The sequence below is a fragment of the Blautia sp. CAG:237 genome (assembly GCF_000436615.1).
GTDB classification, from domain to species: Bacteria; Bacillota; Clostridia; order Lachnospirales; family Lachnospiraceae; genus Blautia_A; species Blautia_A intestinihominis.
The window spans coordinates 1-14,242 of record NZ_FR886688.1; the positions used below are offsets into that span (position 1 = coordinate 1).

Annotated in this window: 12 protein-coding genes; 4 read left to right on the top strand and 8 right to left on the bottom strand. The window is 45.3% G+C overall.

All coding sequences use genetic code 11. The features are described 5' to 3' along the window. Window positions 1-422, top strand: a 422-nt coding sequence (locus QZL69_RS02640) for a phosphoenolpyruvate carboxykinase (ATP) (protein ID WP_291517961.1), incomplete at its 5' end; no start/stop codon positions are given. Between the two features lie 127 nt (window positions 423-549). Next, window positions 550-2,319 (top strand): alpha-amylase family glycosyl hydrolase, encoded by a 1,770-nt coding sequence (locus QZL69_RS02645; RefSeq protein ID WP_022213675.1) that lies wholly within the window; start codon window positions 550-552, stop codon window positions 2,317-2,319. A gap of 125 nt (window positions 2,320-2,444) precedes the next feature. Here the strand turns inward: QZL69_RS02645 and QZL69_RS02650 are convergent, their stop codons facing one another. The 3 genes from QZL69_RS02650 to QZL69_RS02660 form a co-directional block, all read right to left on the bottom strand. Beyond that, on the bottom strand, window positions 2,445-3,929 hold the full coding sequence (locus QZL69_RS02650; RefSeq protein ID WP_022213676.1) for an AAA family ATPase: 1,485 nt from the start codon (window positions 3,927-3,929) through the stop codon (window positions 2,445-2,447). A gap of 40 nt (window positions 3,930-3,969) precedes the next feature. After that, entirely contained in the window at window positions 3,970-6,162 is a 2,193-nt protein-coding gene (locus QZL69_RS02655; RefSeq protein WP_022213677.1) for a DNA topoisomerase III, read from the bottom strand. Window positions 6,163-6,244: 82 nt separating this feature from the next. Further along, window positions 6,245-6,910 carry a response regulator transcription factor gene (locus QZL69_RS02660; protein ID WP_022213678.1) on the bottom strand — a complete coding sequence of 222 codons (666 nt, stop codon included), beginning with the start codon at window positions 6,908-6,910 and terminating at the stop codon, window positions 6,245-6,247. A 158-nt stretch (window positions 6,911-7,068) separates the two neighbouring features. On the opposite strand from QZL69_RS02660, the gene QZL69_RS02665 reads away from it, so the two are divergent. Beyond that, entirely contained in the window at window positions 7,069-7,995 is a 927-nt protein-coding gene (locus tag QZL69_RS02665; protein WP_022213679.1) for a diacylglycerol/lipid kinase family protein, read from the top strand. Window positions 7,996-8,070: 75 nt separating this feature from the next. Here QZL69_RS02665 and QZL69_RS02670 read toward each other — a convergent pair whose 3' ends face one another. Together QZL69_RS02670 and mutY are read right to left on the bottom strand one after the other, a co-directional pair. Further along, a complete protein-coding gene (locus QZL69_RS02670) occupies window positions 8,071-9,084 on the bottom strand; it encodes a glycosyltransferase family 2 protein (protein ID WP_022213680.1) in 1,014 nt (337 codons plus the stop codon). A 23-nt stretch (window positions 9,085-9,107) separates the two neighbouring features. Continuing rightward, window positions 9,108-10,154 (bottom strand): A/G-specific adenine glycosylase, encoded by a 1,047-nt coding sequence (mutY, locus tag QZL69_RS02675; RefSeq protein WP_022213681.1) that lies wholly within the window; start codon window positions 10,152-10,154, stop codon window positions 9,108-9,110. A 180-nt stretch (window positions 10,155-10,334) separates the two neighbouring features. Between mutY and QZL69_RS02680 the strand changes: the two genes are divergently transcribed. After that, entirely contained in the window at window positions 10,335-10,955 is a 621-nt protein-coding gene (locus tag QZL69_RS02680; protein WP_022213682.1) for an HAD family hydrolase, read from the top strand. 70 nt (window positions 10,956-11,025) lie between these two features. On the opposite strand, the gene QZL69_RS02685 is transcribed toward QZL69_RS02680, so the two are convergent. The 3 genes from QZL69_RS02685 to QZL69_RS02695 all read right to left on the bottom strand — a co-directional run. Beyond that, complete coding sequence (locus QZL69_RS02685) at window positions 11,026-11,322, bottom strand: DUF3784 domain-containing protein (protein WP_022213683.1); 297 nt, start codon at window positions 11,320-11,322, stop codon at window positions 11,026-11,028. 21 nt (window positions 11,323-11,343) lie between these two features. Next, complete coding sequence (locus QZL69_RS02690; protein WP_022213684.1) at window positions 11,344-13,197, bottom strand: L,D-transpeptidase family protein; 1,854 nt, start codon at window positions 13,195-13,197, stop codon at window positions 11,344-11,346. 261 nt (window positions 13,198-13,458) lie between these two features. Further along, a partial coding sequence (locus tag QZL69_RS02695) for an Ig-like domain-containing protein (RefSeq protein WP_291517970.1) occupies window positions 13,459-14,242 on the bottom strand: 784 nt, incomplete at its 5' end.

Genomic DNA, 14,242 nt, shown 5'->3' on the forward strand with positions numbered 1-14,242 from the left:
CTACACCTACATTCTCAGCTTGCTTCGGCCAGGCATTCCTGGAACTGCACCCAACAAAATATGCAGAAGAGCTTGTTAAGAAAATGGAACAGAGCGGAGCAAAAGCTTACCTCGTTAACACAGGATGGAATGGAACAGGCAAACGTATCTCCATTAAAGACACTCGTGGTATCATCGATGCTATCCTCAACGGAGATATCAACAACGCTCCTACCAAGACAATTCCATACTTCAACTTTGAAGTTCCTACAGAACTTACAGGCGTTGATACAGGAATCCTTGACCCACGTGACACATACGCAGATGCTGCTCAGTGGGAAGAAAAAGCAAAAGATCTTGCTGCAAGATTCATCAAGAACTTCGCTAAATATGAAGGAAATGAAGCTGGTAAAGCACTTGTTGCTGCTGGTCCTCAGTTATAATTTCATATTTGAACCAAAGAGGGGCTGCCGTACATACGGACAGCCCCATTATTTTTATACCGGGCATGTTCTGTTTCATGCAGCATTCCGGCGATAAAAAAATAACTACGAAACGAGATGATAACCTATGAGTTGGTACAATGAAGCAATTTTTTATCACATCTATCCACTTGGACTTTGCGGTGCACCGAAACAGAATGAGTACACCACTCCTGTCCACCGTCTGAACACTCTCCTCCCATGGATCAACCACATCAAAGAGATCGGATGCACCGCCCTGTACATCGGACCTCTCTTCGAAAGTGTCGGACATGGTTATGAAACCACCGATTATAAGAAGCTTGACTCCCGTCTTGGAACAAACGAAGACCTGACCGCTTTTGTCAAAGCATGTCACGAAAAAGGCATCAAAGTAATCTTCGACGGTGTATTCAACCACACAGGACGTGATTTCTTTGCATTCAAGGATATCCAGAAGAACCGCGAACATTCTCAGTACCTTAACTGGTACTGCAATGTCAATTTCTGGGGAAACAATGAATACAATGACGGATTTTCCTATGACAACTGGGGCGGATACAATCTGCTTGTCAAGCTGAACCAGCGAAATCCGGAAGTCCAGAATTATATCTGTGATGTGATCCGCTACTGGGTTTCTGAGTTTGATGTCGATGGAATCCGTCTGGATGCCGCTGATGTCCTGGATTTTGATTTCATGCGTGCACTCCGCCGTACTGCCGAGGAAGTCAAACCTGATTTCTGGCTGATGGGTGAAGTTATCCATGGCGATTACAGCCGCTGGGTAAATGGCGAGACACTGCACAGTGTCACAAACTATGCTCTGCACAAAGCTCTTTACAGTGGACACAATGACCATAACTATTTCGAGATCGCACATACAGTGAAATATCTCCAGAACATGGGAAATCTTGATCTGTACAACTTTGTTGACAATCACGATGTAGAACGAATCTACACCAAACTGTCCAATAAAGCGCATTTTAATCCGGTTCATGTACTTCTTTATACTCTTCCGGGAGTTCCAAGTATCTATTATGGTTCTGAGTTTGGAATTGAAGGACGCAAGGAACGTTCCTCTGATGACAGCCTGAGACCTGCCCTGGTTCTTGCAGACTACGCAGATGCGAAAGAAACAAATCCATGTACAGCTCTGGTTGCCGCTCTTGGAAAGATCAGACAGAATACCCCGGCTCTGAGTTACGGAAGTTATGCAGAACTGCAGCTTACTAACCGCCAGTTTGCTTTTGCCCGTGATCTGGACGGTGTGCGCGTGGTCGTAACTGTCAACAATGATGACAACGATGCTTGGATGAACCTCCCTGCCGGAAATGCATCTGAATATGTCGGCACTCTGACCGGTCAGAAAGTTTCTGTCGAGGGCGAACGCATCAATGTATGTGTTCATGCAAACAGCGGTGAGATCTGGGTACCTGCCGGTGATATGCCGGAGTACACGCCTGTCAAGGTAGAGGTGAAGGAAAAAGCTGTTAAAGAATCTGTCAAAGAAGAGACTCCTGCTGCCGAAGAGACTGCTGTTGCTGAAGAGACTACAGTTGCTGAAAAAACATCTGCCACAAAGACAGAGGAAAAAGAAACTGCTTCCGAAAGTACAGATGTAAATACTATCAGCACTGCCACAAAGGAAACTGCCGCTACAGAAGAAAAAGTTACCGAGGCATCAGAAAAATCCACAGCAAAAGAACCTGTCAAGGTTGACCCGAACAAGGCTCCGGAAGGCATGACCGTCGAAGAACTCCAGGCTGCCATCCTTGCAAAGATGGCTAACAACGGACCTGTCACCGATCAGATGAAAAAGACTGTCGATGACAACATCTGGCATGATTCTCTTGTAAACTGGCTCAAGAGTTTCCGATAAAATCAAAGAAACATATCTGCAATATCAATTTACGCAGATAATATACAGACAGGGAGCATTTCCACTATGGATCTGCTCCCTGTCTGTATTCTATACTATTTTGTTTATATACTGATCTTTGCGCCTTACTCAAATAATTTCTTCACCATCTCTGCATCAAATGTTACAGAGGATACCTTATTTACCTCGATCTGATACAGCGCATTTGCTGCGATATGCTCTGCCGCCTGCTCCAAATCACGGATTCCTGTAGTATCCGCAAACTGCTCGATCACTGCATCCAGTCCATCCGGTGCGATCACGCACTCTTCTTCTCTTAAGTTCATTCTCTTGAGAACTTTTGGAAGGGCAAATTTGGAGAAGATGACTTTCTTCTCTTCTGCTGTATAATCCGGAAGTTCAATGACCGCAAAACGGGACATTAACGGTGCACTGATCTGTGCTTTGTCATTTGCTGTTGCGATCGGATATACACCGACGGTCGGAACCATACATTCCATGTAGTTGTCTGTGAATCCCAGGTTATCGAGAAGTGTCAGAAGCACGTCTGCCGGATTTCCGTTTCCTTTACCGTTGGTTGCTTTATCCAGCTCATTGATGATAAATACAAGATTGGATTCTCCTGCCATGGAAAATGCCTCCATGATGATTCCCGGTTTGGCATTGGCATAAACACGGGAACTTCCTGTAAGCTGCTCAGGATCGTTGATGGAACTCATATCAAGAGTTGTCCACGGAAGTTTCAGGATACGTGCTACGGCATATGCGATCTGGGATTTACCTGTTCCTGCCGGTCCTACAAGCAGAAGTCCATACGCCGGAAGTGTATGGGTACGGTTAATCTGAATGATCGTCTCGATGATTCTCTGTTTTACTTTCTCCATTCCGTAAAGTTCTTCGTCAAGAATACGGCGTGCCTCTACCGGGTCGATGGATTCAAAGTAATTATTCTTCCACTGGATGTTCATCATAATGGACAGTGCTCTCTGTGCATGTCTTCTTTCTTCCTGAGAGACCTCATGGGAACGTGCTACGGCAAGGTTTCGTCTTGCCCAGAGGCGGATGTTATCCGGCATGGTCCTTCCCGCACAGGTCATAAAGTCTGTGATGCTCTGGATACTGGTGAGCTTCATGTTGTCGCCCTCTTCATTCTCGTCCTCGTTCTCTGGAAGTTCTGTCGGTGCATTGCTTGCGAGCAGACGCTCGATCATAAACTGAAGAAATCCATCCTCTGCAGAAAGCTTGGTGCCGCCTCCGAATGCGGTCTCTCGGATCTTGTAGACTGCATAGCCTTCTCCAGTATTCTGTCCTGATAATCGTACACTGATATGGTTTTCACCAAGCCATTTGACAAGGCTTACGAAACGTGCATCGATCTTGAGGATATCTGCCGGGAATACGCCATCCTCTTCTTTGAATTCAAAAGAAGATTTCTGGTTTGGATTAGAGAATACGCCACAGGAATGATGATTCCACTGGCGGCTTGTGTTGTCCAGGACCAGGATCGGTTTCTCCGGAGATGGTTTTGTTTCATTGGAGCGGAATGTGGTGTAGGTGCATTCCGGATCTTTCTTTTCGGTTGTTGCATTGCTGAAATCAAATACAGGCATAACGGCTTCTCCTTTATCTTAATTATTTTGTAGTTTTGTATCAGTCGAGTTTCAGTCCTGCCAGCGCCTGTGCAAAAGCGTTGTTTACCGGCTCGTTGGCTTCTTTCTGCTGCTGTTTCAGGTATCGCTGGACATCACGTTTCTTGACTCCTGCCCCTTCTTTCTCTCGTCTTGCCTGGAAAGAAGACAGTTTTTCTTTGTAACCGCAGGCACATACGAAGGTTTCTTCTTTGCCTTTGACCAGCATTTCCATACGCTTGTGGCATTTCGGACAGCGGGCATTTGTTGTTCGTGAGATCGTCTCACGGTAGCCGCACTCTCTGTCCTGGCAGACCAGCATCTTGCTGTTCTTTCCGTTGACTGCCAGAAGACGCTTGCCACAGGTCGGGCAGATCTTGTTCGTCAGGTTATCGTGCCGGAATGTTCCCGGTCCCGTTTTTATCTCACTGACGATCTCATTTGTATAGTCGCGGATATCACTCAGAAAGGTGTCCTGTCTAAGTTTTCCTTTCGCAATGTCAGAAAGTTTCTTTTCCCAGTCTGCTGTCAGTTCCGGTTTCTTTAAGTCCTCCGGAACCAGTTCCAGAAGCTGTTTTGCTTTGGAAGTCAGATAGATCTCGTTGCCTTTCTTTTCCATCATAAAGCTGTGGAAAAGTTTCTCTATAATGTCTGCCCTGGTTGCTACGGTTCCAAGTCCTCCCGTTTCTCCCAGAGTCTTTGCAGCCTGTTTGTCCTTCGTGGAAAGGTATTTGACTGGATTTTCCATCGCTGCAAGCAGTGTTGCCTCTGTGAAACGTGCCGGGGCTTTGGTCTTGCCGGAATTCAGGTGTACCTGTGTGATACGAAGTTTCTGTCCCTTTTCAAAGACAGGAAGTTTCTGGTCTTTGAGTTTTTCTTCTTCTGTGTCGTCCTCTTCCTGGAATCCACCCTCGTAGACTTCTTTCCAGCCGGCACTTAAGACTGTCTTTCCGTTGGCAGCAAAGGTATAACCGCCTGCTGTCCCCTCCATTGAAGTCTGCTCGTATTCAAATGGCGGATACAGAACACTTAAGAAGCGTTTTACCACCATATCATAGATCTTGCGCTCTTCGTTTGTCATATGGTCAAGCTGCACGAACTGCTCTGTCGGAATGATCGCATGGTGGTCACTGACCCGTTTATCGTCCACAAAACTTCCATTTGTGCGGATCGGTTTGTTCAGAAGTGCTCCTGCCAGTTTACGATACGGACCTGTACCGCAAGCCTTGAGTCTTTCTTTGAGTGTCGGGACTACATCCTTGCCGATATAACGTGAATCTGTTCTCGGATAGGTCAGGACTTTGTGATTTTCATAAAGGCGCTGCATAATATTCAGGGTTTCCTTGGCAGAAAATCCGTATTTCTGATTTGCCTCTCTCTGGAGAGTTGTCAGATCATAGAGCCCCGGTGCCATTGTCTTCTTTGGTTTCTTTGTGATAGCAGTGATTTCGATCTGTCCATTCTGGACGCTCTGTGTGATCTCCTCTGCACGTTCTTTCTGGAAAGTACGGAAGCTTCCGCTCTTTGGATCTTTCCAGGTCCACTGTACTTCTCCTGCCTGTAAAGATATTCCATAGTAATCCTTCGGTTTGAAGTTTCGTATTTCTTCTTCGCGCATTGCTATGATCGCAAGGGTAGGGGTCTGCACACGACCGCAGGAAAGCTGCGCATTGTATTTGCAGGTCAGGGCTCGTGTTCCGTTTATTCCCACCAGCCAGTCTGCCTCTGCTCTCGCCACAGCCGCTCTGTACAGGTTATTGTACTCTCTTCCATCTTTAAGATTCTGGAATCCGTCTTTGATCGCTTTGTCTGTCACGGATGAGATCCATAATCGCCTGATTGGCTTATGGCATCCGGATTTGTCCAGGATCCATCTTGCTACGAGTTCGCCCTCTCTTCCGGCATCTGTGGCGATGATGATGTCTCCGATGTCCTTACGGAAAAGCTGCGTCTTGACCGCCTGATATTGTTTCGATGTCTGGCGGATCACGACCAGCTTCATCTTATCCGGCATCATAGGGAGCGTCTGCATATCCCATTTCATGTACTTCTTATCATATTCTTCAGGATCTGCCAGAGTTACCAGGTGTCCCAGTGCCCAGGTCACAGCATAGTCCTTTCCTTCCAGGACTCCGTTCCCTTTCTGATTACAATGGAAAACCCTTGCAATGTCTCTTGCCACGGAAGGCTTCTCCGCAATTACCAATGATTTCATTTATTCTAAATCCTCTCAGAAGTTTTCTCTGAAAATGAGTATATCATAGAATTGCATTTTGACCAACAAAAAAGGAAGATTTTCATCTTCCTATCTTGTAACCGACGCCCCGTACTGTTTCGATCAGATCTCCGGCACTGCCAAGTTTCTGCCGCAGCGTACGGATATGTACATCCACTGTTCTGCTTTCTCCATCAAATTCATAACCCCAGATCTGGTTCAGAAGCTGTGTTCTGGAAAGGACCATTCCGCTGTTCTTAAGCAGCAGGCACAGCATCTCATATTCCTTAAGTGTCAGGGTAACCGGCTCCTGGTCAACAGTCACTACATGGCGGACCGGGCATACATAAAGGTTCTCAAGCCGGTATTCTTCTGCGCCTTTGTCCTCTGCTCTTCGAAGTGCTGCCTTGATCCTGGAGATGAGTTCCATCATCCGGAACGGCTTCGGAATATAGTCATCTGCACCGCTGTCCAGTCCCATCACGACATCATATTCGCTTCCCTTTGCTGTCAGCATGATGATCGGAAGTTTCCTGGTGTCCGGTCTTGTCCTGAGTTTCTTAAGAATGGAGATTCCGTCCTCCTCCGGAAGCATCACATCCAGAAGGATCAAGGACGGAACCTGTTTCTCCAGTTCCTTCCAGAAAAGGGATGGGCGTTCGAATCCTTTTGCATCCAATCCCTGACTTTTTAGTGTATATACCACAAGCTCGCGGATACTTTCATCATCTTCTACCAAGTAGATCATTTATTTTTACCTCTCTCATTTTTCAATTTAAGCCAAGTATACGCACGCTTCGTAAAATCTTTAGTCTTTTGACTGTTAAATCTTTGTAAAGGCAAGTCCTGATTGTAAATTACAGAAAACAATGTTATCATAAAAAAAGAATCGTTTTGGAGGATATTATGTATTATTTTATCGTAAATCCTAATTCCCGCTCAGGGAAAGGTGCTCTTATATGGAAGGAACTTCGCAGGACTCTTCGACAGAAACATATTTCTTACAAGGCTGTCTTTACCGGATACCGCGGTCATGCGGTCAAACTGGCGGCTTCCATCACAGCAAAAGCATCACCGGAACATCCTGTTTATCTGATCGCAGTCGGCGGTGACGGTACGATCCAGGAGGTTCTTTCCGGTGTTAAGGATCTGTCCTGTATTTATTTTGGTTATATCCCGACAGGATCCGGGAATGATTTCTGCCGCAGCATGCAGCTCCCACAGGACCCGCACGAGGCACTGGACTGCATCCTCAAAAGAAAACACATCGCATCCATGGATGTCCCGGTCATCTCCATCAAGGGACGCAAAAGTCATTTCGCGATCAGCTGCGGTATCGGGTTTGACGCTGCAGTATGCCACGAAGTAAGCGTCACCCCTATGAAAAAAATACTTAACCGTGTGGGCCTGGGGAAACTTGTTTATCTCTTTGTCGCGCTGAAACAGCTTCTGTTCCTGAAGCCTGTTCCTGTGACACTCCGGATGGATGAAGAACGTATCTACCCATTCCACAAGGTATATTTCGCGGCAGTGATGAACCAGAAATACGAGGGCGGCGGCTTCAAATTCTGCCCTGATGCCAGCCCTTCTGACGGATATCTTGATGTGATCGTTGTCGACGGACTGAGCAAGCTTAAGGTTCTCTTCTGTCTTCCGACTGCATTCTGGGGCAAGCATACACAGTTCACCGGAATCCATATCTTCCGCTGCAAAAAGGTCGAAGTATTCAGTACTGTCCCACTTGCGGTACATAAAGACGGAGAATCCGCCGGCATTCAGGAGACTTTTTCCGTTTCTATCGAGAAAGAACCGGTGAAGATCATTCTTCCGTAAACAGAAACTATTAAAGGCTTTCGACAGGAATTATCGTATCCCTGCTGAAAGCCTTTCGTTTCTTATATTATTTCTTTAGTTGAATCCATAGAATTTCTGGCATACTTTATAAGCTGCCACGAACATCTTTCTGCCGGCTCTGCCTGGAAGATTTGCTGCACGTCCGAGGACACTGTAGCGAAGTTTATGGTACAGCCAGCGGTCCAGCTCACGGATGTATTCCATGAGTTCTTTTTTCTTATCGAGTGCTTCCTGTGTGCCGGCGCGTACCAGCATGATGGAAGAAACTGTTGTGATGATATCCAGGTAACTGAGCATATATTTCTTCTGGTGCTTGTTACTGAACTGACATCTGTGGAAAGCATCTGTCATCAGTTTGTTAACTCTGATCTGCTGGTCGATCCTCTTGATCATAACCTTCTCATTTACAGACTGATCATCACGGCCAATGAAGTAACGATAAAAATTCACATCCAGATAATACATGTTCTGAACATATGGAAGCGGCTCAAATGCAAACAGGTTGTCTACATAAAACGTATGCTTCGGAAGCTCCAGACCACATTCGTGGAGCAGTTCAGTACGGTAGATCATGGAATGCATGAGGAGATATTTTCCCTTAGACATACGCACCTTGTCCCACTCAAAGATTTCGTTTACCGGGAGACAGTGTCTGTACTGCATGACCTTTTTCCTTGCTACGCCCTGTTTCTCATATACGAAATTGCTGATCAGAAGATCAACAGTCTTTGGTCCGCGGATAAGTTCTTCCAGAGTCTTGAGGATCTGCTCATACGCTTCTGCATTTACCCAGTCGTCGCTGTCCACGACTTTAAAATAAAGTCCGCTTGCATTTCTGATTCCTGCGTTGACTGCTTCGCCGTGACCGCCGTTTTCCTGGTGGATTGCCTTGACGATCGTCGGATATTTCTTTGCATAAGCATCTGCAATCTCTGCTGTGCGGTCGGATGATCCGTCATTTACGACAAGTATCTCCACATCTTCGCCTCCTACAAGAAGGGAATCAATGCACTTCTCCATATATGCTTCTGAATTATAACATGGAATTGCAATACTTAAAATTTTCATCGGTATTATTCCTCCTGTGTGTGTTATTCCCTGATATATTTTGTGTACGCGCTGAATGCTGATGGGATCGCATATTGATCGTCGGACTGCCTTTTACCGACAAAAAGCAGATCATTCTGACGGATTTCTTCCAGTGAGGAAACACGGACCCTGTAGGCAGTCATCCTCCATTCAATATGTGAAAAAATATGCTTTGCTTCCGGAAGTGCTTCTATACGAAGCGGTTCCAGATCCATGGCTTTGACGCTCTCCAGTACTTCCTCTTCAGAGAGATGTCCCTTAAGATTCGGAAGCTCATATAATCCCGCAAGAAGTCCTCTCGATGGACGCCTGCGGATTGCTGTCTTTTCTCCATCCTGGATCACAAGAACGGTCCGATCTTCCAGCTTCCTGTCTTTCTTCTGTGCTTTGACGGGAAATCTGTCGATCGTTCCATGAGCTCTTGCCCCGCAGCAAAAAGCCACCGGACAGACATCGCATTTGGGTTCGCCATTTGGCACACAGACAACTGCGCCGAGTTCCATCAGTGCCTGATTGAAATCTCCGGGGTACTCCCCTGGCATGATCTCCTGAAGCTTATTTTCTATCCGTTTCTTTACAGACTGCTTCATGATATCACCATCATCCTCTATAATCCTGGTGATCACGCGAAGTACATTTCCATCTACTGCTGGAACCGGTATATCATAAGCGATCGATGCAATTGCTCCTGCTGTATAGCTTCCAATTCCCTTAAGGGAAAGAAGTTTCTCGTAAGATGCCGGAAGTACACCATCATATTCCTCCACAACCGTCTGTGCCGCAATCTGCATATTCCGGACGCGGTTGTAATACCCAAGTCCCTCCCACAGTTTGAGAAGCTTCTCCTCCGGGCACTCTGCAAGTGCCGCCGGATCCGGAAGTTCTTCTGTGAACCTGCGAAAATATGGCTTCACTGCCTCCACTCTTGTCTGCTGCAGCATGATCTCCGATACCCAGGTATAATAGGCATTGTGCCGGTCTCTCCATGGAAGGCTGCGCTTATTCTGCCTGTACCACTCTGTCAGTGGCTTTACAATGTCATTCAGCATTCTTCTAGTCCTGTCTTGTTTTTTTGTCTTATTATTATCAGTATCAGTAAACAGTACCCTCAGTATACCATAAATCCCGCTAAAAGACAGTTGATTTTTTTTATTTTACCATATAGAATATGAATTAAGGCAATTTTACCAGTATGATAAATCTCATTTTTTTCCTGAAAGGACTATATTATGGACAGTATTATTTTTGATGTAGATGGAACTTTGTGGAATTCCACCGGAATCGTGGCGAAAGCCTGGGAAAACTATCTCCGCAATGTTGAACAGATCGAACTTCCTCTGACGGCTGAGATCATTGCTTCTATGTTCGGACAGCCGCTTCCGGATATTGCAAAGCAGATTTTTCCAGATGCCTCCAGAGAAGAACAGCTCCGTCTGATCGACCGATGCTGTAACGCAGAGCATGAAGCACTTCTTAAGGAATGCGCCCCTCTGTACGAAGATCTGGAGAAAGCCCTCCAGCTTTTAGCTGAGAAATACCCGCTGTATATCGTGAGCAACTGTGAGGCCGGCTATATTGAAGTATTTCTTGAAGCCACCGGCTTCGGCAAATATTTCAAAGGTCATCTGTGCAATGGTGATAACAATCTCGATAAGGGTTCCAACATCTCCCTCATCGCCAGAACTTATGATATGAAATCCCCGGTTTATGTCGGTGACACCATGGGAGATTTCCTTTCCTGCCGCAAGGCTGGCGTTCCGTTTGTCTTTGCTTCCTATGGATTCGGAGATGTACCGGAACCGGATGAGATCATCCGTAAGCCAATGGATCTCGTCGATCTTTTTTGTTAAAAAATATCCTGAAAAGTAACAGGAGCGTGGAAACTTCGAAATCGTTTCCACGCTCCTGTTTTGATTATTTTTATTTCTTTTTGCATTTGTATTTGAGGTAAAGTCCAAGTCCTACCATAACGAGCAGTAACAGAATCACATAAATGATTTCTGATGCTATTCCCTCTGTATAGGAGTCAATTCCTGTCAGAATACCGATCAAAATCAGTGCCACGCCGGAACCCTTGGTCATCTTGGCTTCATCGTATTTCGCTTTGCGGAGTTCTGCATTTCCTCCTTTGAGTAAAAAATCTCCGTGTCCTGTCAGAAGCAGGATTCCTGCGATCAGTGCTGCTGCCGTAAGCAAAAAATCAAATGATTTTCCCATTATTTTCTCTCCTGTAATTCTTTAGTAAAAGCATACGATCGGAACGTCATACTGAATCAGATCATACAGTACCTCTGCATTTTCCGGTGGAAGATTTATGCATCCATGAGATCCACTTGTCAGATAAATGTCACCGCCAAATTCGTCTCTCCAGTCTGCATCATGGAAACCAATACCTCCGTCAAACGGCATCCAGTATTGTACCGGCTGTTCATAATAATTTGCAGTTCCCTTCTGTCCGCCTCTCAGTACATCCGGACTCTTCTTATAATATAAGGTGAAGATACCGGCATGTGTCTGACGGTCAGCATAACTCATATTACCGGACACAAAATCTGATTCAAAAATATTCACACCGTCCTGATAATAGTACATATGCTGTTCACTGAGATCCACTTCAATATAAGTATTACCCAGGTCATTCACACCATAAGCATTCGCTGTCTGAGAATAAACAGGTTCCCGCGTTGTCTGTGTTCCTGACTGAATCTCCTGACTCAGCTGAGCAGTTTCTGCCGCCTGATCGATCTTCCATCCATAGACGGAACTGGATACATACACTGTTCTTCCGCTTGTTGCCTGAAACTCTCTCTCTGTACCAACAGTATCATAAGTTGCTGCAAGCTGTGCAACATAATCTGCCACGTGCTGCTGGAAAGAATTGTCATCCCATACCAGCTGACCTTTCTCATCAAACTGCAGCCAGTCCTTAATCGTATTACCATCCAGTGTCGTACTCTGGTCACCAAATGTATAAGTAATGCTTGCCTTCGTATAGTTGTTGCATGCTTCCAGTGCTGACTGAAGTGCCGGATCATCCTGGGTCACTTCTGCGGATACGTAAGCATCCTGGTTATCACTGAAATCTATACTTGCTTCATTAGCTTCCACTGCCGCATCAAGAAGTTTGTATGCTTCTTTGATGTTCAGTTTGCTTCCCTCTGTTTCCGGTACGATCACAAACTGATTATCCCGAAATGCCACATAGGCATTCTCCGGTTCTACCTGATTCTCGGCCTGTGCACAATTCAGAGATTTGAGCTGTTCCTGAAGAAGTGTCTTATTATAGCCGACATTCTCGGATACGGTGTAGCTTTTCTGTTCGTAGAGACCCCTGATCCATTCATATGGTTTCTGTTTCTTAAGAAGCTGAAGGATTTCGCCAGTAGACATATACTGGTAATCAATGTCCTCGCCTCTGATCGTCTGCGCAGCTATATTTCTGGAAGAAACTTCAATGGAGTATTCACTGAGTTTTTCTGCCATAAGCTGCTCTACTTCATATGCTGTCTTCTGCGAACAGTCAACTCCATTGATCCAGGTTCCCTCAAAGAAACGATCTGTAAAATAATAACTGATTCCGCCGTAGGCACATCCACCCAGAACTATTATCATCAGCATCACCAGACCAAAGATTTTCAGGCCTTTGTGAGTTTTCTTCTTGGCTCTGGTTCCTGGTGGAACATCTGAATTCTGATCCAGCTCATCCATTGGAACATAAATTACCGGACCGGGACGTGCTGACTTGTGTCTGCTTCGAACTGCCGGAACTTCTTCCTCTTGTTCCGGTTCTTCTTCCATCACTTCTTCTGATTCCTCTTCATCTGCTTCTTCCGAAGAATCAGTCCATACTTTTGTCTTCTCGTAGTCGTCCTCAGTTTCCCTTATCTCACGATTTTCCTCGTCCGGAGCTTCATTATCTGGTTCTTCATCTTCCGGATCCTCGTAATCAACCTGTATATCGTCAAACTCATCCTCGTCATCATCCAGAATTTTATCCAATGTCGCATTGATTCTGTCTTCGATATCTGTAGTCTCATCTGGTCTGCCTACATCATCCTCCGGCAAAGTTCCCTTATTTTCTTCGTTGTTCATTCTATACTCCCCTGCAATCAGCAAAATGGATGAATTCCTCATTGCTGCCATTTTTCTGTAACGCTTCTATTATAACATACTTCTGCCTTTTTGCACCTTAAATTGCATCTTTTTTTATGAAATGTCAAATTTCTGCACAGGTGTTATATTATGTCATTTCTCAGTATAACAAAAAATCTTTTATTTATTGTATCCTTGCTTATACTTTCTATTCCCGCAAAAAACGCGGGATACATTTCTGCATCCCGCGCTTTGGTTAAATTACTTTGTAACTTTTACCGTAGTTTTGTATACTGCTTTTCCGGATTTTACCGTGATCACGGCACTTCCTGTTTTTATTCCTTTTACTCTCCCATTTGCATCTACTGTCGCGATTTTCTTATTGGAACTTGTATAGGTTATTTTTTCCTGGCTGGTAAACGGATAACGAGCAGGTTTTAACGTAATGGTTTTTCCCCGTTTTACGCTAAGACTTCTGGCAATGCCGGTAATCTTCTTTGTTGTTACCTGGTTGCTCTGGACGGTAACTGTTATAGTTCTGCTTGCACCGCCGGCGGTTTTGACCAGTACTTTTACAGCTACTGCCTTTTTGCTTGTGCTTCTCTGAGCTGTCAGCCGGATATTACCGTTTTTGAGTTTTACAGCTTTTAAAACAGAACTTTTTGCTGAACTTACCAGTTTCACGTAATCTCCGTTTTTGAGACCGGATGATTTTATGGTTACTGTTTTTCCTCTCTGAAGCGGGAATGCATATGCTGAAAGATTCAATGCAGCTTTTAATTTCGCTGTTTTTCTGGTTTCTTTCTTTTTGCAGACACTGCAGGTTCTCGTTTCCTGTCCCTGTGCAAATACGGTTGCTTTCTTGGTTACAGTGTATTTGCCCCATTTATGCTTGCCTGTCGCCGGAATATCTGAAAGAGTTTTCTTTGCCTGGCATGCGGTACATTCCTGATGGCGTTTTCCTGCTTTGCCGCAGGTTGCATTGCTGTCTGTCACAGTTTCCCAGATATGACTGCATTCTGCATCTTTGTCATATACTGTAGGG

Coding starts and splice junctions, on each gene's coding strand:
- QZL69_RS02645 (WP_022213675.1), top strand. CDS start 550: ATGAGTTGGTACAATGAAGCAATTTTTTATCACATCTATCCACTTGGA.
- QZL69_RS02650 (WP_022213676.1), bottom strand. CDS start 3,929: ATGCCTGTATTTGATTTCAGCAATGCAACAACCGAAAAGAAAGATCCG.
- QZL69_RS02655 (WP_022213677.1), bottom strand. CDS start 6,162: ATGAAATCATTGGTAATTGCGGAGAAGCCTTCCGTGGCAAGAGACATT.
- QZL69_RS02660 (WP_022213678.1), bottom strand. CDS start 6,910: ATGATCTACTTGGTAGAAGATGATGAAAGTATCCGCGAGCTTGTGGTA.
- QZL69_RS02665 (WP_022213679.1), top strand. CDS start 7,069: ATGTATTATTTTATCGTAAATCCTAATTCCCGCTCAGGGAAAGGTGCT.
- QZL69_RS02670 (WP_022213680.1), bottom strand. CDS start 9,084: ATGAAAATTTTAAGTATTGCAATTCCATGTTATAATTCAGAAGCATAT.
- mutY (WP_022213681.1), bottom strand. CDS start 10,154: ATGCTGAATGACATTGTAAAGCCACTGACAGAGTGGTACAGGCAGAAT.
- QZL69_RS02680 (WP_022213682.1), top strand. CDS start 10,335: ATGGACAGTATTATTTTTGATGTAGATGGAACTTTGTGGAATTCCACC.
- QZL69_RS02685 (WP_022213683.1), bottom strand. CDS start 11,322: ATGGGAAAATCATTTGATTTTTTGCTTACGGCAGCAGCACTGATCGCA.
- QZL69_RS02690 (WP_022213684.1), bottom strand. CDS start 13,197: ATGAACAACGAAGAAAATAAGGGAACTTTGCCGGAGGATGATGTAGGC.